The sequence below is a fragment of the Nonomuraea sp. NPDC050328 genome, from assembly GCF_044459405.1.
In the GTDB taxonomy this organism is placed as follows: Bacteria; Actinomycetota; Actinomycetes; order Streptosporangiales; family Streptosporangiaceae; genus Nonomuraea.
In genome coordinates, this window is record NZ_JBITIW010000017.1 from 42,422 (window position 1) to 64,894 (window position 22,473).

A 22,473-nucleotide genomic window follows, 5' to 3' on the forward strand; every position below is an offset into this window, starting at 1 on the left:
GGCCTCGGGTCAGACGAAGCGCCGCACGAAGGCCAGGGCGGTGTCGCAGACCTCGCGCCAGCCGCTGTCCACCGTCAGGGAGTGGCCGCGGCCGGGCATCTCGACGATCTCGGTGACGTGGTGCTCGTTGCGGGCCTGCTTCTTGTAGGAGGCGTTGGCGATGGCCCAGGGCACGGTGTGGTCCTTCTCCCCCGAGATGATCAGCAGCGGGCCGCGGTCGCCGGCGGTGCTGTCGACCTTGGTCTCGCTCCACGGGTTGAAGTTGGCCACCGCCGCCTGGAACAGCGGCGCGCCCGGAGCCGGGACCGCGAACGTCTCGTACAGCTCCCGGGCCTCCTGCTCGCTGACCGCGTTGGCGAAGGAGTAGCGGAACTGCTCGTAGGTCAGCGGCACCGCCCGGTGGATGTTGGCCGGGTTGCCCAGCACCGCCGAGGCCGCCCGCAGCGAGGAGAACGGCAGCGGCAGCACACCCTGGAAGGGGGCCGGGTCGATGGCCACGCTCGCGCAGGCCAGGCCGCGACCGGCGAGGATCTGGGCCAGCAGGCCGCCGAAGGAGTGCCCGACGACGACGGGCTTGCGCTCCAGCTTGCCGATGAGGTCGGCGAAGTGGTCGGCGACCTGGCCGACGGTCTTGTGCGCGAAGACCTCGGGGTGGGCGTTGGCCTCGGCGACCGTCTCGGGGTCGTCCGGCCAGCCGGGCAGGACCGGGGCGAACCCGGCCTCGGCGAAGACCCGGGCCCAGCGGTCCCAGCTCGTGGGCAGCAGCCACAGGCCGTGCACGAAGACGGCCGGGATGCGCCCGTCGGCGTTGGCGCGCTCGATCTGCGCGAGGTCGCGGGCGTAGGAGGCGTCGGATGCGGGAGATGACATGGTCACAGTCCTCAGGGGTTCAGGGCGCGGCGGAGGGTGTCCACGGCCAGGCTGATCGCCGATTCGGCCGCGCTCGTCTCGCGCAGCGCGTTGAGCATGACGAAGTCGTGGATGATGCCGAGGTAGCGCACGGCGGTGACCGGGACGCCGGCGGCGCGCAGCTTGCCGGCGTAGGCCTCGCCCTCGTCGCGCAGGACGTCGGCCTCGGCGGTGATGACCAGCGCGGGCGGCAGCCCGGTCAGGTCCTCGGTGGTGGCGCGGAGCGGGGAGGCGGTGAGCTCGGCCCGCTGGGCCGGGTCGGTGGTGTACTGGTCCCAGAACCACTGCATGGCGTCGCGGCGCAGGAAGTAGCCTTCGGCGAACTGGTGGTAGGAGCCGGTGTCGAAGGCGGCGTCGGTGACCGGGTAGAACAGCACCTGCTGGCGCAGGCTCACCCCGCCGCGCCGCTTGGCCATCAGGGTGAGGGCGGCGCTCATGTTGCCGCCGACCGAGTCGCCGGCCACCGCGACCCTGGCCGGGTCGAGTCCCCTGGCCGGGCCTTCGGCGACGATCCACTGGGCGACCGTCCAGTTCTGCTCGATCGCCACCGGGTAGCGGTGCTCGGGCGACAGGTCGTAGTCGGGGAAGACCACCGCGGCGCCCGCGCCGACCGCGAGTTCGCGCACCAGCCGGTCGTGGGTGTGGGCGTTGCCGAACACCCACCCGGCCCCGTGGATGTAGTGGATGACCGGCAGCACGCCCCCGAGCCCTGCCGGGCGGACGATCCGGACGCGCACCTCGCCGGTGGGCCCGCCGGGCACGGTCACCCACTCCTCGTCCACGTCCGGTCTGGCCACCGGCCCGGACTGCACCTCGTCAACGATCTTCCGGCCCTCCTCCGGCGGGAGCTGGAAGAGGTAGGGCGGCTGCGCGGTCGCCTCGGCGAATGCTCGCGCCGCGGGCTCCAGAACTGGTTCGACAGTGTTCACACCAGAAACGGTGCCAGCGCGCCGGGCCGGGCTCCAGGCAGGAAACCGGCAGGAAACCGCTCAGCCGCCGAGCTTGGCGCGCAGCTTGGCGGCGTCGGCGTGGTCGAGCGGGACGAGCAGGCCGAGCGCCTGCCGCCACGCCGCGGCGGCGGCCTCCGCCTCGCCCAGGGCGTGGTGGGCGTCGCCGAGGTGATCGAGCACCTCGGCCTCCAGCTTGGGGCGGCCCGTGTGCCGGTACAGCTCCAGGGAACGCCCGAAGCTCGTGACGGCCCGCCCGTGCTCGCCCTGGTGGTGCTGGATGTAGCCCAGGGTGTCCCACGCGGAGGCCTCGGCCGCGGTCATGTTCTGTACGGCCAGCAGCTCGATGGCCTGCTCGCAGGAGGCCAGCGCCTCGTCGTAGCGGCCGAGCAGCGCGGCGTACCAGGCGACCGAGGCGAGTTCCCGGGCCTCCCCCGGCAGGTTGCCCGCCTCCCGGTAGCGGTCGAGCGCCTGGCAGGCGTGGCCCAGGGCCGCGTCGTGCTCGCCGAGCTGGCCGTGCAGCCAGCCCAGGTCGTGGTGGACGCGGGCCTGGTCCAGGGCGGGGCCGGCGGGGTCGAGCAGGTCCAGGAGCCGGGCCTTGGCCTGGTCGGAGCGGCCCATCTGCTGTTCCTGGACCGCCACCCAGTTCACCACCGCCGCCGCGTGCCGTACCCCGGCCGGGTCGCGGCGCACCGCCTCGGCGGCGCGGGTGAGGAAGGCCAGCGACTCCCGGCCGAGCGACCACACGTGGCCGGAGAAGGCGTCCACGGTGGTCCAGGCCAGTTGCCACAGGTGGGTGTCGAACCCGCCCAGCACGGCGGCCTGCCGTTGCGCGGCCCAGACGACCGGCAGCTCGCGGGCCGCCCAGGCCGCGGCCTCCTCGCGGTCGGCGAAGGTGTCGGCCACCGTGCCCGGCTGGGCCGCCACCGGCTCGATGGGGGTGCTGACGACGGGGTTGATCACCTGGTCGGCGGCGTGCGCGCTGTGCAGCAGGTGGTCCAGGAGGCGGTGGAAGGCCTGGCGGCACCCGGCGGGGCCGTCGTGCTCGTCGGCCAGCTCGGCGGCGTACGCGCGGAGCAGGTCGTGCAGCCGCCAGCGGCCCGGCGCGTGCTCGACGACCAGGTGGGCGGCGGTGCACTCCAGCAGCAGCGACCGGACCTGCCTGGCGGGCAGCCCGGCGAGGGAGGCGGCGGCCGCCAGCGTGACGTCGGGCCCCGGATGCACGCCCAGCAGGCGGAACAGCCGGGCGGCCTCCGGGGTCAGCGCCCGGTAGGACCAGGAGAACGCCGTGCGCGGGTCGGCGGCGTCGGCGGCCTGGAAGGCGTCCAGCGTGCCGTCGGCCGCGCCCAGCTCGGCGGCGATGTCGGCGAGCGCGAAGGCCGGCCGGGCCGCGGCCCGCGCGCCGACGACCGCCACCGCGAGCGGCAGGTAGCCGCACAGCTCCAGGATGCGCGCGACCGCCTTCGGTTCGGCCGCCACGCGTGGCGCGCCGAGCCGCAGGGCCAGGGCCTGCTCGGCCTCGGCGGGCGTCCAGACGTCCAGGGGCAGGCTGCGGGCGCCGTGGGCGGCCAGGCCGTGGAGCTGGTTGCGGCTGGTCACGATGGTCAGGCAGCCGGCCGCGGCGGGCAGCAGGGGGCGGACCTGCTCGCTGTCGCGGGCGTTGTCCAGGACCAGCAGGATCTGGCGGCCGGCCAGCTTGCTGCGGAACAGCGCGGCCCGCTCGTCCGTCCCGGCCGGGACCCGGCTCTCGGTCACGCCGAGCGCGCGCAGGAACCCGCCGAGCACCTGCCCGGGGTCGGCGACCTGCCCGCCGCGGTCGAACCCGCGCAGATCCACCCAGAGCTGCCCGTCGGGGTAGCGGTCGGCGACCCGGTGCGCCCAGTGCAGGGCGAGCGTGCTCTTGCCCACGCCGGCCATCCCGACGATCGTCCAGACCTCGGCGGTCCGCGGCCGCCGCTCGCCGAGCGCCTGGCCCAGTTCGGCCTCGCGGCCGGTGAAGGCCGCCAGGTCGGCCGGGAGCTGGGCCAGCGCACCGGCCCGTGGCCGGGACTTGACCGCGGCCAGGAAGGCGGTCCGCTCGGGCTCGGCGAGCCGTAATCCGTCGGCCAGCGCCTCGGCGGTGCGGCGCTGCGGCGAGGCGACCTTGCCGCGCTCCATGTCGCCGATCGCCCGGACGCTGACGCCGGAGGCCTCCGACAGTTCCTCCACCGTCAGCCGCGCGTCCGTGCGCGCCTGGCGCAGCAGGGAACCGAACTCCCGTCCAGTCACTGGCCACCCTCACCTGTGCCGATCCGTCAAGCCCCGATCATCACATGCCGGCGTCCCGGCCGCCCAGCCGGTCTCAGCTCCTGGGATCCGTGCTCAGTCGAGGCGGGCTCGCCGCGCCCGGCGGGAGCCGTCGTAGGCCGCGCGGCGAAGGCGCTGGAGCACTCCGGCGGGTGGCATCGCGGGGGCGCTGTTGACGACCGGGTCGAACGCGACGTCCGGGCCGGCGAGCACGTCGCGCAGCTCCAGCGTGGCCAGCGGGCGGGCGAACTCGTGGCCCGGCACGCCGTACAGGCGGAAGACCAGCGGCCCCCGCTTCAGCGCCGGCTCCAGGAGCGCCGGGTCGGCGGGCACGCTCAGGCCGTGATCCGGTACGGCCAGCAGCCGGAACAGCCCCGACCGGTGCCGGTAGGAGGCGAGGCTGGAGTAGGGCCCGGCGGTGAAGCCGGCCCGCGGCCAGGGCAGCCACGCCACGGCCCCGCACGTGGACAGCAGCAGGTCCACGTGCCGCCCGCCGGTGTCGGGCAGGCGTACGGCCAGCCCGAGCACGTCGGGCAGCCGCCCCGGCAGCCCGGTCCCCTTGGACAGCCGGACGACCACCTCGGTGCGGCCCGGCCGGTCGAACACCTCCAGCCCCAGGGGACGGCCGGGCGCCGCCGCGACCACGAGCGTCGCCGACAGCAGCACGCCGCGGTTGTGCAGCGCCCGCCCGGAACGGACCCGTCCGGCCAGGTGTCCGAGCATGCGCACAAGCGCTTCAGGTGACGACATGCCGGAATCCTGCCCAGCTTCCGGAGAAGTATTTCTAGCAGCGCTAGACATCGTGTCACTGACACCGCTAGAGTCGCTAGCGCACCTAGCGCTGCTAGCGACATTGAAGGAGACCGCCATGACGCTCAACCACTTGCCCGACGTCCTCAAGGGACGTGTGATCCTGCCCGGTGACGACGGCTTCGACCAGGCCACCATCGCCTGGAACCTGACCGTCAGGCAGCCCGTGGCAGCCGTGGTGGAGGCCGCCGACGCCGAGGACGTGGCCGCGCTCGTGCGCCACGCACGGCGGGCGGGCCTGACGGTGACCGCGCAGCCGAGCGGGCACGGCGCCTCGGGAGACGTCGAAGGCCTGATCCTGCTGCGCACCGGCCTGCTGAACGACGTGGAAGTGCGCCCGGAGGAGCGCGTGGTCCGGGTGGGCGCAGGCGCGACGTGGGGGCAGGTGCTCGCGGCGGCCGGCCCGTTCGGGCTGACCGGCCTGGCCGGCAGCGCGCCGGGGATCAGCGTGACCGGCTACACCCTGGGCGGGGGCGTCGGCTGGTTCAGCCGCAAGCACGGCCTGGCCTCCAGCGGCGTGCGGGCGATCGACATCGTGGACGCCGACGGCGAGCCGGGGCGGGTGACCGCCGAGTCCGACCCCGACCTGTTCTGGGCGCTGCGCGGCGGCGGCGGGGACTTCGCGATGGTGACCGCCCTCGAACTCGACCTGTACCCCGCGCCCGCGCTGTACGGCGGGCGGGTGATCTGGCCGGAGCACCGGGCCGGGCAGGTGTACGACGCCTTCCTGGAGATCACCGCTGAGGCGCCGCGCGAGCTCAGCGTGTGGATCAACCGCCTCCAGCCGCCCGGCGCGCCGCCCATGGTGACCCTGGACCTGGCCTACCTGGGCGAGGAGGCGCAGGCGAAGGAGCTGCTGGCACGCCTCGACCGGATCGCGGACGCGATCTCCGACAGCCGCGGCCTCATGCCGGTCGCCGACCTGGGCGCCATCGCGGCCGAGCCCACCCAGCCCGCCCCGTCCATCGCGCGGGCGGAGCTGCTCACCGGCCTGGACGCCGGCGCGGTGGAGATCCTGCTGGCCAAGCCGGTGGCGCCGCTCATCAATGTGCAGATCAGGCACCTGGGCGGGGCGCTCGCCGAGCCGGGTGACGGGGCGGGCGCCGCCGGGGCGGTGGCCGAGCCGTACCTGCTCGGCCTGGTCGGGCTCGGCCTGCCGCACGCGGCCGAGGCGACGCGCGCCAAGCAGGCCGAGGTCGTGGCCGACCTGGCGGCCCACGTCAGCGGCCGCAAGCCGTACACCGTGCTGTCCCCCGGCGAGACGGCGGCGGCGGCCTTCTCCGGCAGCACGCTGGCGCGGCTGCGGGAGATCAAGCGGGCCCGCGACCCGCACCGGGTGTTCCGCGCCAACTACCCGGTGCTCGGCTAGGCGTCGAGGGCCTGGTCAGCGGCTGAAGGTGACCTCCACGCGGCGGTTCTTGGCGCGTCCCTTCGGGTTGTCGCCGCCGTCGGGCAGGGCGTTGGGCGCCACCGGGTCGGCCTCGCCGTGCCCGGCGACCTCGAAGGTGACGCCGGGCACCAGCCGCGCCAGCTCCTTGCGCACGGCTTCCGCCCGGCGGCGGGACAGCTCCAGGTTGTAGGTGTCGGAGCCGTGCGCGTCGGTGTAGCCGTCGATGCGCGCCCGGTCGACCCCGGCCTCCTTGAGCAGGCCGGCCGCCTGGGTGAGCCGGGAGCGGGCCTTGCCGGTCAGCTTGGCCTGGTCGAAGGCGAACAGCACGTCGGCGGCGAAGGTGAGCTTGCGCTCGCCGCCCCGGCTCTGGTCGGTCAGCGACTCGTCCAGGTTGGAGATGCGGTCGCCGATGTCGAGCACCTTGCCGGTGATGTCCACGACGGCCCCTTGGATCGGCCGCACGCCGGAGTCCGGGACCGGCGTGGGGGTCGGCGGGCTCACCAGCAGCAGCGCCGCGGCGAGGCTAGCTGAGCGGAACATCGGACAGGGTCCCGACCAGGGGGATGTGCACGGTCATGGCGGTGATGTCCGGCGGCGGGGCGGTGAAGGTGGCCGACAGGGTGATGGTGTCGCCGGTCCGGAGGTAGACGGCCCGGGTGGAGCTGCACACGCAGCGGCCCTCGCTGTCGACGGCCGTCAGGTGCTTCTTGGCGTTCTTGGTGTCGATGAGGTAGACGCCGTCGATGGTCGGCTGGTCGTTCGGGACGGCGGAGAAGTTGTTGTGCACCGACCAACCGATCGCCCCGCTGCCGTGGATGGCGGTGAGGCGGAAGCTGAGCTGCACGAACCGGTCACGCCGCCGGAACTGGACCACCTCCGCCTTGATCTCGCTCTCCTCGATGGTGAACTTCCGCTCGACGATGACCCGATCCGGCTCGACCGACGCAACGGCCGTCGCGGGCGCGGGCGTGGTCGCGGCGGCGCTGGACTGCGCGGTGGTGCTCGGCGTGGGAGCCGCCTGGCACCCCGCCAGCAGCGCACCGATCACGACTAATGGAGCTAAATATCCCCGTTTCATAAGATCGGGATCCTAATGGAGCACATGTCGGCTCTCTGAGTCTTTTCCTCTACGGCGCGGGGATACTGAGGATCATGACTGTGGAGAGCGTTGTCCTCACCGGTGCCGCAGGGCAGGTCGGGTCCGTGGTGCGCGAGCCGCTGCGGCGGCGGGTTGGCCGGCTCCTGTCCGTCGATCGGGTCCCGCTCACCGCCCAGGGCCCAGGGGAAGAAATCCGGCAGGTCGAGGTGACCGGGATCGACGAGGCGATGGCGATCGTCGAAGGCGTCGACGCGGTGGTGCACCTGGCCGGGGTGCCGGACGAGGCGCCGCTCGCCGACCTCCTGACCGGCAACGTGCTGGGCACCCAGCACGTGCTGGAGGCGGCGCGGCGCACCGGGGTGAAGCGGGTGGTGCTGGCCAGCAGCAACCGGCTGACCGGCTGCTACCCGGCGGCGCGGACGGTCACGGCCCAGAAGCCGCCTCGCCCGGACGGGCTGTACGGCGTCAGCAAGGTGGCCGTGGAGGCGCTGGGCCGGCTGTACGCCGACAAGTTCGGCCTGGAGGTGGTGTGCCTGCGCATCGGCAGCCTCGAAGCCGAGCCGAGCGAGCCGAGGCACCTGGCCACCTGGCTGAGCCCGCGGGACTGCGCCGGCTTCGTGTGGGCCGCCCTGAGCAAGCCGGACGTCACCTTCACCGCCGCGTACGCGGTCTCGGCCAACACCCGCCGTTACTGGGAGCTCGACGACCAGCTCGGCTACACCCCGCTCGACGACGCCGAGGCCTACGCCGGCCGCATCCCAGGCGTCGCGGAGTACTTCGCCGGCGACCCGCTGCAGGGCGGCGACTTCGCCACCCCCGGCTACACCCTGCGCCACGGCCTCGGCGAATGGCATCCTAGAATGTAAGGCATGCAAGCCACCGCTGACCCTTACACCCTGCGCGCGACCCTCCCCTCCCCCGAGACCTACATCCGCCTCCGCACCACCGCCGGGCTCAGCGCGAAATCCGTCGAGGCCGCCGAGCTCGGCCTCCCCCAGAGCTGGTACTGCGTCGTGCTCTTCCACGGCGACGAGCCCGTCGGCATGGGCCGGGTCATCGGCGACGGCGGCTGCTTCTTCCAGGTCGTCGACATCTGCGTCGCCCCGGAGCACCAAGGACGCGGCCTGGGCAAGCGGATCATGGGCAACCTGGTCGAGGAGCTCGAACGCCGCGCCCCCGCCGGCGCGTACGTCTCGCTGATCGCCGACGGGGACGCCCAGTACCTCTACGAGAAGTTCGGCTTCCGGCACACCGCCCCGAAGTCGGTCGGCATGGCCCGCACCGTCTGAGCTGGGCGGGTCAGGCCGAGGTCGCCGCCCGGTCGGAGGCGCTGCGCAGGACGCAGAACTCGTTCCCCTCCGGGTCGGCGAGCACGGCCCAGCCGGTGCCGTCCGGGTCGCGCCGGTCGGCGACGAGGGTGGCGCCCAGGCCGAGCAGCCGGTCGACCTCGGCGTCGCGGGAGGTCTCCGGGCGCAGGCACAGGTGCACCCGGTTCTTGACCACCTTCGGCTCCGGCACCTGGTTGAAGTAGAGCACCAGGCCGCTCGGGAGGGTGACCTCGGTCTCCGCGTCCCCGGGCCGGTCCTCCGGATGGCGGGTGCCGCCGGTCGCCGCGCACCAGAATCCGGCCAGCTCATAGGCGTCGGCACAGTCGATCGCCACGTTCTGCACTGTCGAGACCATGCGCAGGAGCTTGTCCGAACGAGACCCCCGGCCGCAACTTCCCCCCGCGTCACAGGCCGAGCAGCCGCACCCCCTCCTCGCGCATCTCGACCTTGCGGATCTTGCCGGTGACCGTCATCGGGAACCCGTCCACGACGTGCACGTAGCGGGGGATCTTGTAGTGCGCGAGCTTGCCCGCGCAGAACGCCCGCACGGCCTCGGCGGTCAGCGGCGCGGCGCCCTCGCGCAGGACGATCCAGGCCATGAGCTCCTCGCCGTACTTCTCGTCCGGCACGCCGACCACCTGGACGTCGGCGATGTCGGGGTGGCGGTGCAGGAACTCCTCGACCTCGCGCGGGTAGACGTTCTCGCCGCCCCGGATGACCATGTCCTTGATCCGGCCGACCACGTTGACGTAGCCGTCGGCGTCCATGGTGGCCAGGTCGCCGGTGTGCATCCAGCGGGCGGCGTCGATGGCCTCGGCGGTCTTGGCCGGCTCGTCCCAGTAGCCGAGCATCACCGAGTAGCCGCGGGTGCACAGCTCGCCGGGCTCGCCGCGCGGCACGGTCAGCCCGGTCTCCGGGTGCACGATCTTGACCTCGACGTGCGGCATGACCCGCCCGACGGTCTCGGTGCGGCGCTCCAGGCTGTCGTCGGAGCGGGTCATGGTCGAGACGGGCGAGGTCTCGGTCATGCCGTAGCAGATGGCGACCTCGGCCATGTTCATCTCGGTGACCACGCGCTTCATCACCTCGACCGGGCACGGCGAGCCCGCCATGATGCCGGTGCGCAGGCTGGACAGGTCGTACTGCCCGGCCAGGGCGAGCTCGGCGATGAACATGGTCGGCACGCCGTACAGGGAGGTGCATCTTTCCTGCTGTACGGCCAGCAGCGTGGCGGCAGGGTCGAAGCCCGGCGCGGGGATGACCACGCACGCGCCGTGCGAGGTGGCTCCGAGGTTGCCCATCACCATGCCGAAGCAGTGGTAGAACGGCACCGGCAGGCAGACCCGGTCGTGCTCGGTGTAGCCGAGCCCCTCCCCCACGAAGAAGCCGTTGTTGAGGATGTTGTGGTGCGAGAGCGTCGCGCCCTTGGGGAAGCCGGTCGTGCCGGAGGTGTACTGGATGTTGATCGGGTCGTCGGCGCTCAGCGACGCCATCCGCTCGCGCAGCCGCTCCTCCGGGGCGGTCCTGGCCAGCAACCGGTCCCAGCCCGGATCGTCCAGGTAGACGACGTCGGCGAAGCCGATCTCCTCGACCATGGCCCGGTAGTCGCTGCCCTTGTGGGTGAGCGCGCTGATCAGCAGGCGCAGGCCAGACTGCTTGACCACGTAGTCGAGCTCGTGGGCGCGGTAGGCCGGGTTGACGTTGACCAGAATCGCGCCGATCTTCGCGGTGGCGTACTGCACGATCACCCATTCGGCCCGGTTGGGCGCCCAGATGCCGATCCGGTCGCCCTTGGCGATGCCGGTGGCCAGCAGCGCGAGGGCCAGCCGGTTCACCTCGGCGTCGAGCTCGGCGTAGCTCCAGCGGCGGCCGGTGGGCACGTCCACGAGCGCCTCGCGCTCGCCGAAGCGGCGCACGGCCCGCTCGAAGTTGGCGCCGATGGTCTCGCCCAGCAGCGGGGTCGAGGCGGCCGCGCTCGAGTAGGACTCCATGTCAGAACCTCCAGAGATGATCGAGTGGCCAGCCCGGGTCGCCGGTGCGGGCGAAGCGCACCCAGGCGGCGTGCATCGCGTCGGCCAGGGCCTGCGGCGCGGCCGGCCCGGCGGTGCGCCCGACGCCGGGCGCGTCGAGCAGGTCGAAGACGAAGGGCAGGTCGAGGTTGTGCACCGCGCCCACGCGCCCGCCGCCGACCGGGCTCTCGACGGGCGACTCCCACCGGAACTCATAAGCGTAGGCGGGCCTGGCCTCGCGGATCCAGCGGGCCTCGCGGGTGAACAGGTGCTCGGTGAAGGCGCGGCCGACGCGTTCGGCGGGCGTGAGGCCGGGCTCGTCCACCTGGACGCCGAGGTGGTCGAGCAGCGCCTGGGCTCCGGCCGCGTCCACGTCGGCGGCGAAGCGGCGGACGAACACGTCGGCCTCCTGGGTGGTGCACCCGACCAGGAGCGGGATGTGCGCGCTCGAGCCCAGGGCGGCCAGCGGGACGGCCGGGACGAGGTCGCCGTCGACGACCGGCTTGATCGGCACCGACGCGCTCAGCCCGCCGGGACCGCCGGACAGCGGCGGCGGCTGCTCGGCGACCAGCGCCGCGGGCGACAGCCGGGCGAAGGCGGACCGGGTCGGGTCGATCCCCAGCCGGGCGGCGAGCGCCTTGGCGTGGTCGCGGGCCTCCTGCTCGGTGGCGGCCAGGGTGGCCGAGCCGCTCATCACGACCGCCCGGTGGAAGAGCCCGGCGGCGCGCGGCATGCTGAGCAGGGTCGCGACCGCCGCGCCGCCGGCCGACTGCCCGGCGATCGTCACGTTGCCGGGGTCGCCGCCGAAGGCCGCGATGTTGTCGCGCACCCAGGCGAGCGCGGCCAGCCAGTCGAGCACGCCCCGGTTGAGCGGCGCGTCCTCCAGGGCCAGGAAGCCCTCGAAGCCGAGCCGGTAGTTGATCGCGACGCAGACCACGCCGTCGCGGGCGAAGCGGTGGCCCTGGTGCCAGGCCGCGCCGTTGCCGCCGATGGCGAACGCGCCGCCGTGGATCCAGACCAGGACCGGCAGCCCGGCCGGGCCGATCATGGGGGTGCGGATGTCGAGGTTGAGGCAGTCCGCCCCGGCCTCGAAGACGTCGGGCGCGTACAGCCCGATGTCCTCGCCGGGCGCCTGCGGGGCGGCCGGGCCGTGGGTGAGGGCCGGCCGTACCCCGTCCCAGGAGACCGGGACGGGCGCGGCGAAGCGGTGCTCGCCGAAGGGCGGGGCGGCGTACGGCACGCCGAGGAAGGCGAGCACCCCCGCCTCGGCCTTGCCCCGCACCAGCCCGGAGGTGGTGCGCACGATCAGCTCCGGCGCCATCCGGCGGTCCCTTCCACGATGCGGACGGCCGCCCGGGTGAGCGGCTCCAGGCCGGCCTCGTGCACCTTGTCGAGGGTGTCGGCCGAGTCGAACAGGTACATGGGCGCCGACAGGAAGTGCACCAGCGGCACCCCTTCCGGATGGAAGAAGGCGCCGTCGGTGGGCGGCATCGGGGAGAACACGTCGGGCGGCAGCACGAACGAGCGGCGCAGGTCCTCGGCGACGAGCGCCCGCGCCACGAGGTCCTCCAGGCCGGGCGAGGTGAACCACCAGCCGGGTTCGGGGTCGTCGGTGGGCACGAGCCGGCCGTCCACGACCTCGCACCGGCGGGCGGCGTGCTCCAGGTGGAGCTGGAGCACGACGTCGCCGAGCAGGTCGCGGTGCTCCTCGATGAAGGCCCTGGTGCCCGCCGCGTGCGCCATGTGGCCCGCGGTGAGCAGGAAGAGCAGGTTGTGCGGCCGTTCCTCCTGCGGCACGCCCGCCCAGTGCCGGGCGGCGGCCAGCACCAGCGCGATCCCGGTGGCGTCCTCGACCGCCGAGGCCCAGGGCGCGTCGTGGTGCGAGCCGATGATCACCCACTGGTCGGAGGCGCCGGGCAGCGTGCCGAGCACGTTGTGCGAGAGCGCCGGGCCGGTCTCGGCCTCGACGGTGAGCGTGCCGGTGCAGGGCCCCTCGTCCACCAGGGCCAGCACCCGCCGCGCGTCGCCGCCGGACAGCCAGACGGCCGGCAGGTCGCGGTGCACCGCGTCGTAGGGCACGTAGTAGTCGCGCGTTTCCCATGGCACCCCGGTCAGCCCGCCGGCGAAGCCGGCCGCGCCGCCGTCGATCGCGCCCTGGATGACGTCGAGGTAGTCGAGCTGGAACGGCAGCGTCTGGACCAGCCCGTCGAAGACGCCCTCCGGGTCGTGCACGGCCTTGGCCAGGTCGCGGACGTAGAACTGCGGCAGTTCGGTGAAGGCGTACTCGGGCACCACGATCGCCCCCGGCACCACCTCGCGGGTGACCGGCGCGGTCACGACCGCCTTCGGCCGGCTGTACGGCAGGGCGAACGCCGCCACCCGGACCGCCTGGGCCGGGGCGGCGTCGAGGCGCACCTCCAGCGACGCCGTCACCGGCCGCCACGCCGGCAGCTCGACCGGCGCCAGCCGTACGTCCTGGAGACCGAACTCGGTGAAGCGCTCGGCGGCCCACGCGGCGGTCCAGTCGTCGGCCGGGTAGCCGGGACGCCGGATGCCTCGCGAGACCACCGTCTCGATCCAGTCCATCATCATGGCTCTCATCGCTTCAGCCCTCCGAAGGTGAGCCCGGCCACGTAGTAGCGCTGCAGCGCCACCATCAGGATGAACGGTGGCACCGCCGTGACCAGTGCCGCGGTGGTGGTCAGGTGGTAGGTGAGGCCGACCTCGCTCTGGAAGTTGGCCAGCCCGACCGGCAACGGCCACAGCTCCTGGTCGTTGGCCACGATGAGCGGCCACAGCAGGTTGTCCCACTGGGCCAGGAAGTGCACCAGGAACAGGGTGATCAGCGCCGGCTTCAGCAGCGGGACGGCGATGCGCGCGAAGATGCGGAACTCCCCCGCGCCGTCCACCCGCGCGGCCAGCAGCAGCTCCTTGGGGATGCCGAGGGCGAACTGCCGCACCAGGAAGACGCCGAACGCGCTGATCATGCCGGGCACGATCATGCCCTGGAAGGTGTTGACCCAGCCGAGTTCCTTGACGATGAGGAAGACCGGGATGACCAGGACCATCGGGGTGAGCGCGAGCGTGCCGATCACCAGCGGGAACAGGACGCGGCGGCCGGGGAAGGCGAGGTGGGCCATCGCGTAGCCGGCGGCGGCGGAGAAGATCACGTCCAGCAGGCCGGTGCCGAGGCACAGGATGAGGCTGTTGCGCAGGTAGGTGGGCAGGTTGCCCTCGCCGAACAGCGTCCTGAGGTTCTCCGGCAGGTGGAAGCCGTTGAAGACCAGCCCGCTCAGGTCGGTGTCGTCGGGCGCCGAGGCGACGACGACCATGACGTAGACGGGCAGCAGCATGAACCCGACCGCGACGATCAGCCAGGCGCTCCGCAGCACGGTCATTCGTCGTCTCCCTTCAGGAACCCGAACTGCAGCGCCGAGACGATCACCATGGCGGCGAGCAGCACCATGCCCATCGCGGCGGCGTAGCCCATGTGCTCGTAGGGGAAGGCGTTGGCCCAGATGTAGTACGGCAGCACCTGGGTGGCGTCGGCGGGCCCGCCGCCGGTGAGCAGGAAGGCGGGCACGAACGCCTGCATCGAGCCGGCCACCGAGATGACCAGCACGAACAGCAGGGTCCGGCGCAGCAGCGGCAGGGTGATGCGGGTGAAGGTGGTCACCGGGCCGGAGCCGTCGAGGGCGGCGGCCTCGTAGACCTCGCCGGGCAGCGCCTGCAGCCCGGCGGTCAGGATGATCACGAACAGGCCGAGGCTCTTCCACACGACCATCACGACCAGGGCCCAGATGGCCAGGTCGGAGCTGGTCAGCCAGGACTGCGGCGCGATCCCCGCCAGGCCGAGCAGCGTGTTGGCCAGGCCGCCGTCGGAGTAGATGATCACCCAGACCATGGACGTGGCCGCGAGCGGCATCACGGCGGGGATCATGACGAGCGCCCGGAGCCAGCGGTTGAGCCGGCCAGGCCTGCTCAACGGCACGGCCACCAGCAGGGCCAGCACGATCGTGGGCACGACCGTGCAGACGGTGTAGACGACGGTGATCCAGGCCGAGTTGAGGAAGCCGGGGTCGGCGAACATGCGCTCGTAGTTGGCCAGGCCGATCCAGGTGGGCGTGCCGGCCATCTCGTAGTCGGTGAAGCTGAGGTAGACGGCGGCCAGGAACGGGACGAGCCAGAACACCACGAAGAACACGGCCACCGGCAGGGTCAGCGCGACCCCGGCGGTGGCCTGCGGGCGAGCGTTCACCGGATCTGCCGGACCGCGGCGTCGAAGGTGGCCGCGGCCTCGGCCGGGGTCGCCTTGCCGTGCGCGACGGAGTCCACGGCGCCGGCGGCGGCCTTCGCCAGTTCGACGGTTCCGGGGATGATCGGGCCGAAGTCGACGTGCGGGAGGCTGTCGGCGACGAGCTTCATGATCTCGGACTTGCCGCGCGGCCCGGCCTCGCGCCAGCCCTTGGTGGGGATGATGATGCCGTTGTCGAGGTTGGCCGCCACCGACCGGGCGCCCTGGAGGTAGTTGACCAGGTGCCAGGCGGTGTACTGGTTGGGCGAGTCCTTGGCCACGCCCCAGCCCCAGGTGTAGGCGGGCACGACGGACCGGCCGCCGTCCCAGGCGGGCATGGGGGCCACGCCGTACTGCCTGCCGAAGGTGAGCGTGTTCTTGCCGAGCTTCTCCAGCGCGGGGCCGAGGAAGGCGCCGCTGACGACCATGGCGGCCTCGCCGGAGTAGAACAGGCCGAGCGCGCCCAGCGGGTTGGACAGCTTCGGGTTGCCGAGGCCCTTCATGTAGGTCAGGGCCTCGACGAGCGCCGGGTTGCCGCCGAGTTCGCCGCCCTTGCCCTTGATCAGCGCGGTGAGCATCATGAGCGCCCACTGCGGGTCGCCGTAGAGCCACTGCAGGCCGACGCGCCTGCGGTCGGCGGAGGTGAGCCTGGCGCTGTAGTCGGCGACCTCCTCCCAGGTCGCCGGGGGCCGGTCGGGGTCGAGCCCGGCCTGCTCGAACCGGTCCTTGCGGTAGTAGAGCAGGCAGGGGTTGAAGTCGATGGGCACGCCGTAGGGCACGTCCTGGTAGGTGAGCGGGGTGGTCGTGCCCGGCTCGTAGGCCTGGAGCGGGAGCGCCTTGGTGTCGATCGGCGCCAGCCGGTTCTTCTTGGCGTGCGCCGGGAAGCTCCAGTGGCCGATCTTGAACACGTCGGGCGGCGTGCCGCCGGTGAAGGCGGTGAGCAGCTTGGCGTCGAGCTGGCCCACGGGCAGGTAGAGCAGCCGCACGTCCACCCGGAACTCGGCGATGTAGTCGTGCACGAGCGCCTGGAACTGCTCGCCGGTCTCCTGCGAGCCGTGCAGCCAGACATTGACCTCGCCCTGCGGCTTGCCGGCGGCGACCTGCTGCCGGGGCTGGTCGTCGCCGCACCCGGCGAGCAGGGTGAGCGCGCCCGCCGCTAACAGCCCACGCCGCGTCAGTTCCGCCATGGTGGTTCTCCTAGGTGAGGTTCTTGAGGGCCTGGTTCTGCCAGGCGGTGTTGGTGGGCAGTTCGGGGGCGGGGCCGGCGAAGGCGGCGCGGGCCTGGGCGTCGGCCATGAGGCGGTAGCGCAGCCAGGCGGTCACGTAGCCGAGGAAGGCGCCGCCGCTGTTCTGGACGTCGTTGTGGCCGGCGCCCTTGAGCAGGGCCTTGCCCGCGCCGGCGGTGGCCTGGTCGTAGTAGCCCTGCAGGGTGGCCGCGGAGGAGATCAGCCAGTCGTTGGCGCCGCTGAGGAAGAGCACCGGGACGGTCAGGTCGGCGACGGAGAACTCGTCCCCGGGACTGGCCATCCAGGCCGCGGGCGTGGCGATCGGCACGACGGTCCTGATCAGCCCGGCGGAGTCGTTGGCCGCGTTGATGGATCCGCCCGCGCCCTGGGAGTGGCCGACCGCGGCGACCTGGGCGGTGTCGAGCTTGCCGTGGAAGGCGCTGGCGGGATCGCCGTTCAGGGCGACGAGGTGCTGGGCGGCGGCGAGGATCTCCGCGCCGGTGCCCGTGGTGGTGTCGGTGGAGGCGATCACCGCGAAGCCCCAGGAGGCCAGGTGGGTGAGCAGGCCGGGGTAGTTGTCGGGGGTGGCCCAGGAGCCGTTGCCCCAGGTGACGATCGGGTGCGTGACGCCGCCCGAGCCGAGGGTCGCGGGGTGGTACAGCCGGTGGCCGCCCGAGGTGCCGGTGGCGACCGGCCACGGGCCGGGGGCCTTGTAGACCGTCTCGATCGCCGAGGCGGCGTGCGCCTCGGTGGTGGTCAGCGACAGGAATCCGGCCGAGGCGAGGCCGAGGGCGCCGGCGCGCAACGCCTGCCGGCGGGTGATGTTCTGCATGGTCACCTTCGTAAGCTATTTGGAGACGTGAACGTCTCCTAAGGAAGGGAAGTACGATCGACCAGCGATGTCAAGACATGACCAGAAGGAAGTTCCGGGAGCGCAGCCGCTCCCCCGGGGACGGCACGGGCTGTCTCCCGACACGGTCCGAACCTCCCAGCGCGACCGCCTCGTGGAGGCCATGCTGAGGCTCGTCGCCAGGCGCGGGTACGCCGCCACGAGCGTGCCGGACGTGATCGCCGCCGCGCGGGTCTCGCGCAACGCCTTCTACGCCCAGTTCGCCGACAAGGAGGCGTGCTTCCTCGCGGTCTGCGAGCGCGACCTGCCCGAGATGGTCGACACGATCTACACCGCCGCGGCCGAGGCGGGCGAGGACTGGCGCGAGGGGCTCTGGCTCGGCCTGCACGCCTACCTGCGGTGGTGGCAGGAGCGGCCGGAGTACGCGCAGGCCTACTTCGTGGAGCTGCCGAGGGCCGGCGAGCGGGCGGTCGGGCAGCGCGACGCCGCCTACCGGCCCTTCCTCGACATGCTCGCCGCGCTGGGCGCGCGGGCCAGGCTGGAGGACCCCTCGCTGCCGCCGCTGGCCGCCTCGGTGCCCCGCCTGATCGTCTACGGGAGCACCGAGTTCATCGCCGCGGAGGTGCGCGCGGGGCGCGCCGCCGACCTGGTCTCGGCCGCCGCCGACCTCTACCGGTACGCGGTCACCCTGCTCACGGCATCGCGGCCACCCCTTCCGCCTGGACCCGCCAGCCCTCCGGGAAGCACCGGGTAGCCGCCAGGTGGGCCACGGCGGCGAGCAGGCCGCCGTTGCCCGGCAGGTAGAGCGGCAGCAGCCCGGGCCACTGCTGGTTGTGGCCGTCCGGCAGGTAGGTGTTCTTGGGCGTCTCCAGCAGCAGCGCGTCCACGGCGGTCTCCGGCTCGCCGAGCCGGGCCGCGCACAGCGCCAGCAGCGGGTAGTCCCAGCCCCAGGTGCTCTCCAGATCCCAGGCGGCCAGCACGTCGTGCAGGGTGGCCCGCATGATCTCGGGGTCGATCAGCGGCGTGGGCGGCACGAACCCGAGCGCCCCGACCATCGAGGGATGGTCGGTCCTGATCGTGTACGGCTCGACGCCGATGGCCGCGTACACGCCGTCGCGCACCAGCGGCCGGGCCAGGCCGTCCATGACCCGCGCCCACTCCGGCTCCGGGTCGAGGCCGAGCAGCCCGCGCCAGCGCTGGGCGGTCTCCAGCCCCCACCACCAGTAGGCCAGCTCGAAGGTGGGATCACGCACCGTCCGCCTGGACTCGTAGTACGACTCCTGCGCCGGGACCAGCGGCGGCCCGAGATGCCCGCCGGCGGCGAAGGAGGCCATGAACTCGGCCGTCTCGAACACCAGGTCCTGGTAGTCGGCCAGCGCCTCCGGCCGGGCCCGGCGCAGCAGCTCGGCGAAGTAGATCAGGTGCGGCTGCTGCCAGACGATGAAGGCGCCGATCTCGCTCGGGCTCTCCCGGCCCTCCGGCCCCACCTGCTTGGGCCAGCGCGCGCCGCGAAAGCCCTGCCGGGCGGCCGTCTCCCTGGCCTGCGGCAGGATCGAGCGGTACCACGGCAGGCTGCGCTCCAGCAGCTCGGGCCGGCCCCACAGGACGAAGTGGGCGGCGTGCCACCAGTGCATCTCCAGGTGGAACTTGCCACTCCAGGAGTTGACCACCAGCCCGGTCTCCTGCGGCGGGGTGGAGCCGGCGCAGTTGACCGCGGTGAGGTACTGCGACAGCACCACCCGGCGTTCGAGCTCGGGGGCCCGCGGGTCGGTGCTGCCCTCGAAGCTCACCGCGCCGCCCTCGCTCCAGAACCGCTCCCAGTGGGCGGCGGCAGCCGTACGGACCTGGGTGAAGGACGGCAGCGCGCCGACCGGCTCGCGGGCGAACCCGACGACGAGCTCCAGGTCCTGGCCGCGCAGCAGGTAGACGTGGCCGCCGGGCGCGCTGAGCCGCGCCGCTCCCGCCCACTCGGCGGCCACGTGGTAGCGGTCCGCGTCCAGGACGCGGGTGAAGTCGCAGCGCGAGCCGGACACCGTGTGCGTGGTGGTGTGCCGCTCCGGCCGGTCCCAGTCGGCGGTGGTGTGCCAGCCGTCGCTGGCGTAGGGGAAGGCGATCCTGATCCCCGCGGCTCCGCTGACCCGGACGGCCAGCAGGTCCCGCTCCGGGTGGCAGACCGTCTCCACCTCGTACGGCAGGCCGTCCAGCTCGAAGGAGCTGGACAGCAGGCCGGTCCACAGGTCGAGGGTCTGCGCCGAGCGGCCCAGCGCGGCGCCCTCCGGCACGTCGAGGCCGATCCGGCCCAGGTGCAGCCGGTGCGGGTTGACGTGCAGCCACCCGCCCGCCTCGGTGGCCGGGTACAGGTCCGGGTACGGCACGCCGTCGTAGTCGGTGCACGCGTCGGCCGGCTCGTGGCCCTTGGGGTTGGGCATCGTGTGCCAGCCCCACTGCGCCTGCGTGCCCAGCGGCGCGAAGGTCTGCAGCCCGGTCGCGTCGGCGGTGAAGGCGAACTCCCCGTTGCCGACGGTCAGCGGCCGGCCGGCGTCGACGACGGTGTGCCGGCGCACGAGCGCCTTCCGGTCGATGCTCACGCGCACCCCGGCGTGCCGGAGGCGCGCATCTGGCGCATGGAGGTCACATCCCCCGCGACGGCCGACTGGGCCATCGGCCCGAGGTCGAGCACGACGTCGGTGAAGGCGAGCGACGCCTTGCGCATCGCGGCCAGGTCGATCGCCTCGGCGCCGAACTGCGGCGAGAAGAGCGTCTTGGGCGCGGCGATGGGCGCGATGACCGGCAGCAGGTGCTGGTTGTACGGCGTGCCCTCGCCGCCGAAGGAGCAGTGCCGCGGCACGGTGGCCAGGTCGGCCGCCGACAGGCCCTTGAGGATCGCGGTGCGGCGCACGTCCCAGTACTGGATGTGGCCCTTGACCAGCTCGCGCAGCGGCGTGCTCTCGCTGACCGGGACCAGCAGCAGCTCGGTGAGGCTGGAGCTGGCGACGAGCTGCTTGCCCGGCAGCCCGTTGGGCCGGGCGACCGCGTCGTAGCGGCGGGCGCCGAGGTGCTCCAGCACCACGACGGAGGAGACGCCGCCCTGGTCGTACTCGGCGTCGAGCTGGGCGGCGAGCTGGCCGGCGCCGCCCTCGCGCACGTCCGGGCCGGTGAGGTGCTGGTAGAGGTGGCCGGTCACGAAGGCGAACTGGACGGTGCGCGGGCGGCAGGCCACCGGCAGCGACGACAGGTACCGGGCCATCTCGATCATGGTGAGCGGGCCGTTGTCCCAGACCGGGCTCATGCCGTCGGTGTGGCTCTCCACGACGATCTTCTGGGCGCTCCCGCCGGGCAGCGTGGCGAGCAGGGTGCGGGTGGTGGTCGGCGTCCAGGCGGCGTTCACGGTCAGCGCGGCCTGGACCGGCTGTCCGGCGGCCAGCGCGTCCTTGATCTGCTTGCCCTGGTCGGCGCCGACGTAGGCGCCCGGCACGCCGTACGGCAGGCCCTCGTAGGGCGCGTACATGCCCTGGATCTGGGCGTGCGGGAGCTGGCTGACCTCGATCACGCCGAGCGCGCCCGCCGCGGCGGCGGCCTTGAGGTCGGTGTCGGCGGCGGCCGGGGCCTCCATCGACTCCGAGCCGAGCAGGTTGATGGTCAGGCCCGGGTCGTACATCGAGTAGCCGAGGGTGGGCGGATAGAAGAGCAGGTTCGGCACGTTGGTCCAGGGCAGGTCACGCATGACGATCTTCCCGGCGGCGTTGGCCGCGGTGATCGCGGTGCCCGCGGGCACGTGCACGAGCGGCGCGGTGACGCCGCCGGGGCCGGTGGAGGCGGAGAACGGCACCGGGGCGGCGACCTGCACCGCCGTACCGCCGACGGTCAGGCCGGTGGCGAGGCTGTCCCAGCGGTCGATCTCGTAGGGCAGCGAGGAGAACTGCAGGCCGGGGATCGCGGCCAGCTCGTCCTCCAGCCAGTCGACGTAGCCGGTGTGCGCGGCGGAGCCGGTCGGCCGGGGGCCGAAGGTCTCCTGCTGCTCGGCCAGGGCGCCGAGGCGGGCCTCGGAGGCGAACGCGGCCGGATCGACCCGGACCGGGCAGGTCACGGCCGTGTTCCCGGCGGAGGTCACGGTCTGGGCGGCGGCCGGTTGCGCGGGCGCGGCCAGCGGGAGCAGAAGGGCGAGCAGAGCTAGTCGTCGCACGTGGGGGTCCTTCCATCGAATCGTTTTAATCCAAGGCCCGCGGCAGTCCCCCGATGCGCGCGGCCGGTCTCAGGGGCGGGGCGGTCCCGTGGTCCCGCGGACGATCAGCGTCGGCGACACCGACGAGGTCACCGACCGGGTGCGCCCCTCGATGCGCTCGACGAGCAGGCGCGCGGCGGTCGCCCCGATGACCTGCCCGTCCTGGTCGACGCTGGTGAGCGAGATGCGCTTGAGCGAGGCGATGCCGATGTTGTCGTAACCGGCGACCGACAGGTCCTCCGGCACCGACAGACCGGCCTCGTCGGCGGCGCGCAGCACGCCGAGCGCCGCGATGTCGGCCCCGGCGAAGATCGCCGTGGGCCGGTCGGCGCGCGCGAGCAGCTCGCGCGCGCCCTCATAGCCGCCCTCCTCGGTGAAGGAGGTGGCCAGCACGTCGCCGGTGAGCCCGTGGGCGCGCATCGCCTGGCGGTAGCCTTCGGCGCGCACGGTGTGCGGCAGTCCCTGGGCGCGGGCCCGCTCCAGGTGGGTGATGTGCGCGATGCGGGTGTGCCCGAGGCCGGCCAGGTGGTCGACCACGAGCCTGGCGCCCATCACGTCGTCGTCCACGACCGAGTCGTAGGCCGAGGCGCCGCCGTGCCGGCCCACCACGACGACCGGGGTGGCCGCCGCGATGGCGGCCAGCTCGGCGTCCGTCATGACCGGCGAGATCAGGATGAGCCCGTCCATGCTCCGGTCGATCATGGCGTCGGTCATCCTGGCCTGCGTCCTGGGCTCGATCCCGCCGGGACCGAGGAGCACCTGGTACTCGGTGTCGCCGAGCTGGCCGGTGACGCCCTCGATGATGTCGGGGAAGAACGGGTTGCGGGTGTCGGAGAGCATGACGCCGAGGGTGTAGGTGCGGCCGCGCAGGGCGCGGGCCGCGGCGTGCGGGCGGTAGCCCAGCTCGTCGATGGCCTGCGACACTTTGGCCTGCATCTCGGCGCTCACCCCGTAGGCGCCCCGCACCACCTTGGACACGGCTGCCGTGGAGACCCCGGCCCGCCTGGCCACATCGGCGATCGTCACCCGTCCGCTCGTCACAAGCCATCCTTCGCGTAGAACGTTGTCCAGAGGAGAGGCTAGCTCGGCTGGGGTTCGCAGAT

Annotated in this window: 21 protein-coding genes; 4 read left to right on the forward strand and 17 right to left on the reverse strand. The window is 73.2% G+C overall.

Going from position 1 to position 22,473, the window contains the following annotated elements:
* Window positions 1-9: 9 nt before the first annotated feature.
* The 4 genes from ACIBG7_RS41175 to ACIBG7_RS41190 all read right to left on the reverse strand — a co-directional run bounded on the left by ACIBG7_RS41175 (window position 10) and on the right by ACIBG7_RS41190 (window position 4,892).
* A complete protein-coding gene (locus tag ACIBG7_RS41175) occupies window positions 10-870 on the reverse strand; it encodes an alpha/beta hydrolase (RefSeq protein WP_397339784.1) in 861 nt (286 codons plus the stop codon).
* An 11-nt stretch (window positions 871-881) separates the two neighbouring features.
* Window positions 882-1,838 (reverse strand): alpha/beta hydrolase, encoded by a 957-nt coding sequence (locus tag ACIBG7_RS41180; protein ID WP_397339785.1) that lies wholly within the window; start codon window positions 1,836-1,838, stop codon window positions 882-884.
* A 60-nt stretch (window positions 1,839-1,898) separates the two neighbouring features.
* Window positions 1,899-4,124, reverse strand: a complete 2,226-nt coding sequence (locus ACIBG7_RS41185) for an ATP-binding protein (RefSeq protein WP_397339786.1) — start codon at window positions 4,122-4,124, stop codon at window positions 1,899-1,901.
* 93 nt (window positions 4,125-4,217) lie between these two features.
* A complete protein-coding gene (locus ACIBG7_RS41190) occupies window positions 4,218-4,892 on the reverse strand; it encodes a hypothetical protein (RefSeq protein ID WP_397339787.1) in 675 nt (224 codons plus the stop codon).
* A 118-nt stretch (window positions 4,893-5,010) separates the two neighbouring features.
* Between ACIBG7_RS41190 and ACIBG7_RS41195 the strand changes: the two genes are divergently transcribed.
* Window positions 5,011-6,321 carry an FAD-binding oxidoreductase gene (locus ACIBG7_RS41195; protein WP_397339788.1) on the forward strand — a complete coding sequence of 437 codons (1,311 nt, stop codon included), beginning with the start codon at window positions 5,011-5,013 and terminating at the stop codon, window positions 6,319-6,321.
* 15 nt (window positions 6,322-6,336) lie between these two features.
* Here ACIBG7_RS41195 and ACIBG7_RS41200 read toward each other — a convergent pair whose 3' ends face one another.
* Complete coding sequence (locus ACIBG7_RS41200; RefSeq protein ID WP_357924923.1) at window positions 6,337-6,882, reverse strand: OmpA family protein; 546 nt, start codon at window positions 6,880-6,882, stop codon at window positions 6,337-6,339.
* Window positions 6,866-7,390, reverse strand: coding sequence for a hypothetical protein (locus ACIBG7_RS41205; RefSeq protein ID WP_397339789.1), 525 nt, complete (start codon window positions 7,388-7,390; stop codon window positions 6,866-6,868). Before ACIBG7_RS41205 ends, ACIBG7_RS41200 begins: the two co-directional genes overlap by 17 nt.
* 104 nt (window positions 7,391-7,494) lie before the next feature.
* Here ACIBG7_RS41205 and ACIBG7_RS41210 point away from each other — a divergent pair, with 104 nt between their 5' ends.
* Together ACIBG7_RS41210 and ACIBG7_RS41215 are read left to right on the forward strand one after the other, a co-directional pair.
* Window positions 7,495-8,307 carry an NAD-dependent epimerase/dehydratase family protein gene (locus tag ACIBG7_RS41210; protein ID WP_397339790.1) on the forward strand — a complete coding sequence of 271 codons (813 nt, stop codon included), beginning with the start codon at window positions 7,495-7,497 and terminating at the stop codon, window positions 8,305-8,307.
* Window positions 8,308-8,310: 3 nt separating this feature from the next.
* Window positions 8,311-8,730: a GNAT family N-acetyltransferase gene (locus tag ACIBG7_RS41215; protein WP_397339791.1), complete on the forward strand. Its 420-nt coding sequence runs from the start codon at window positions 8,311-8,313 to the stop codon at window positions 8,728-8,730.
* Between the two features lie 10 nt (window positions 8,731-8,740).
* On the opposite strand, the gene ACIBG7_RS41220 is transcribed toward ACIBG7_RS41215, so the two are convergent.
* From ACIBG7_RS41220 to ACIBG7_RS41255, 8 genes are read right to left on the reverse strand one after another with little or no spacing between them, the layout of a single operon-like run.
* Window positions 8,741-9,124: a VOC family protein gene (locus ACIBG7_RS41220; RefSeq protein WP_357924914.1), complete on the reverse strand. Its 384-nt coding sequence runs from the start codon at window positions 9,122-9,124 to the stop codon at window positions 8,741-8,743.
* A gap of 49 nt (window positions 9,125-9,173) precedes the next feature.
* On the reverse strand, window positions 9,174-10,760 hold the full coding sequence (locus tag ACIBG7_RS41225) for an AMP-binding protein (RefSeq protein WP_397339792.1): 1,587 nt from the start codon (window positions 10,758-10,760) through the stop codon (window positions 9,174-9,176).
* Window position 10,761: 1 nt separating this feature from the next.
* Window positions 10,762-12,099, reverse strand: coding sequence for a carboxylesterase/lipase family protein (locus ACIBG7_RS41230; protein WP_397339793.1), 1,338 nt, complete (start codon window positions 12,097-12,099; stop codon window positions 10,762-10,764).
* Window positions 12,084-13,379: a M28 family metallopeptidase gene (locus tag ACIBG7_RS41235; protein ID WP_397339794.1), complete on the reverse strand. Its 1,296-nt coding sequence runs from the start codon at window positions 13,377-13,379 to the stop codon at window positions 12,084-12,086. Before ACIBG7_RS41235 ends, ACIBG7_RS41230 begins: the two co-directional genes overlap by 16 nt.
* On the reverse strand, window positions 13,376-14,176 hold the full coding sequence (locus tag ACIBG7_RS41240; protein WP_397339795.1) for a carbohydrate ABC transporter permease: 801 nt from the start codon (window positions 14,174-14,176) through the stop codon (window positions 13,376-13,378). Before ACIBG7_RS41240 ends, ACIBG7_RS41235 begins: the two co-directional genes overlap by 4 nt.
* Window positions 14,173-15,036, reverse strand: a complete 864-nt coding sequence (locus ACIBG7_RS41245) for a carbohydrate ABC transporter permease (protein ID WP_397339797.1) — start codon at window positions 15,034-15,036, stop codon at window positions 14,173-14,175. The genes ACIBG7_RS41240 and ACIBG7_RS41245 overlap by 4 nt, the downstream gene beginning before the upstream one ends.
* Entirely contained in the window at window positions 15,033-16,259 is a 1,227-nt protein-coding gene (locus ACIBG7_RS41250) for an extracellular solute-binding protein (RefSeq protein WP_397339798.1), read from the reverse strand. The genes ACIBG7_RS41245 and ACIBG7_RS41250 overlap by 4 nt, the downstream gene beginning before the upstream one ends.
* A gap of 10 nt (window positions 16,260-16,269) precedes the next feature.
* Window positions 16,270-17,130 carry an alpha/beta hydrolase gene (locus tag ACIBG7_RS41255; RefSeq protein WP_357925634.1) on the reverse strand — a complete coding sequence of 287 codons (861 nt, stop codon included), beginning with the start codon at window positions 17,128-17,130 and terminating at the stop codon, window positions 16,270-16,272.
* Window positions 17,131-17,311: 181 nt separating this feature from the next.
* On the opposite strand from ACIBG7_RS41255, the gene ACIBG7_RS41260 reads away from it, so the two are divergent.
* Window positions 17,312-17,902 (forward strand): TetR/AcrR family transcriptional regulator, encoded by a 591-nt coding sequence (locus ACIBG7_RS41260; RefSeq protein ID WP_397339799.1) that lies wholly within the window; start codon window positions 17,312-17,314, stop codon window positions 17,900-17,902.
* Here ACIBG7_RS41260 and ACIBG7_RS41265 read toward each other — a convergent pair.
* The 3 genes from ACIBG7_RS41265 to ACIBG7_RS41275 all read right to left on the reverse strand — a co-directional run bounded on the left by ACIBG7_RS41265 (window position 17,841) and on the right by ACIBG7_RS41275 (window position 22,411).
* On the reverse strand, window positions 17,841-19,736 hold the full coding sequence (locus tag ACIBG7_RS41265; protein WP_397339800.1) for a hypothetical protein: 1,896 nt from the start codon (window positions 19,734-19,736) through the stop codon (window positions 17,841-17,843). The two genes, ACIBG7_RS41260 and ACIBG7_RS41265, sit on opposite strands and share 62 nt — an antisense overlap.
* Window positions 19,733-21,331, reverse strand: a complete 1,599-nt coding sequence (locus ACIBG7_RS41270; RefSeq protein WP_397339801.1) for a hypothetical protein — start codon at window positions 21,329-21,331, stop codon at window positions 19,733-19,735. Before ACIBG7_RS41270 ends, ACIBG7_RS41265 begins: the two co-directional genes overlap by 4 nt.
* A 69-nt stretch (window positions 21,332-21,400) precedes the next feature.
* Window positions 21,401-22,411 carry a LacI family DNA-binding transcriptional regulator gene (locus tag ACIBG7_RS41275; RefSeq protein ID WP_397339802.1) on the reverse strand — a complete coding sequence of 337 codons (1,011 nt, stop codon included), beginning with the start codon at window positions 22,409-22,411 and terminating at the stop codon, window positions 21,401-21,403.
* Window positions 22,412-22,473 lie beyond the last annotated feature (62 nt).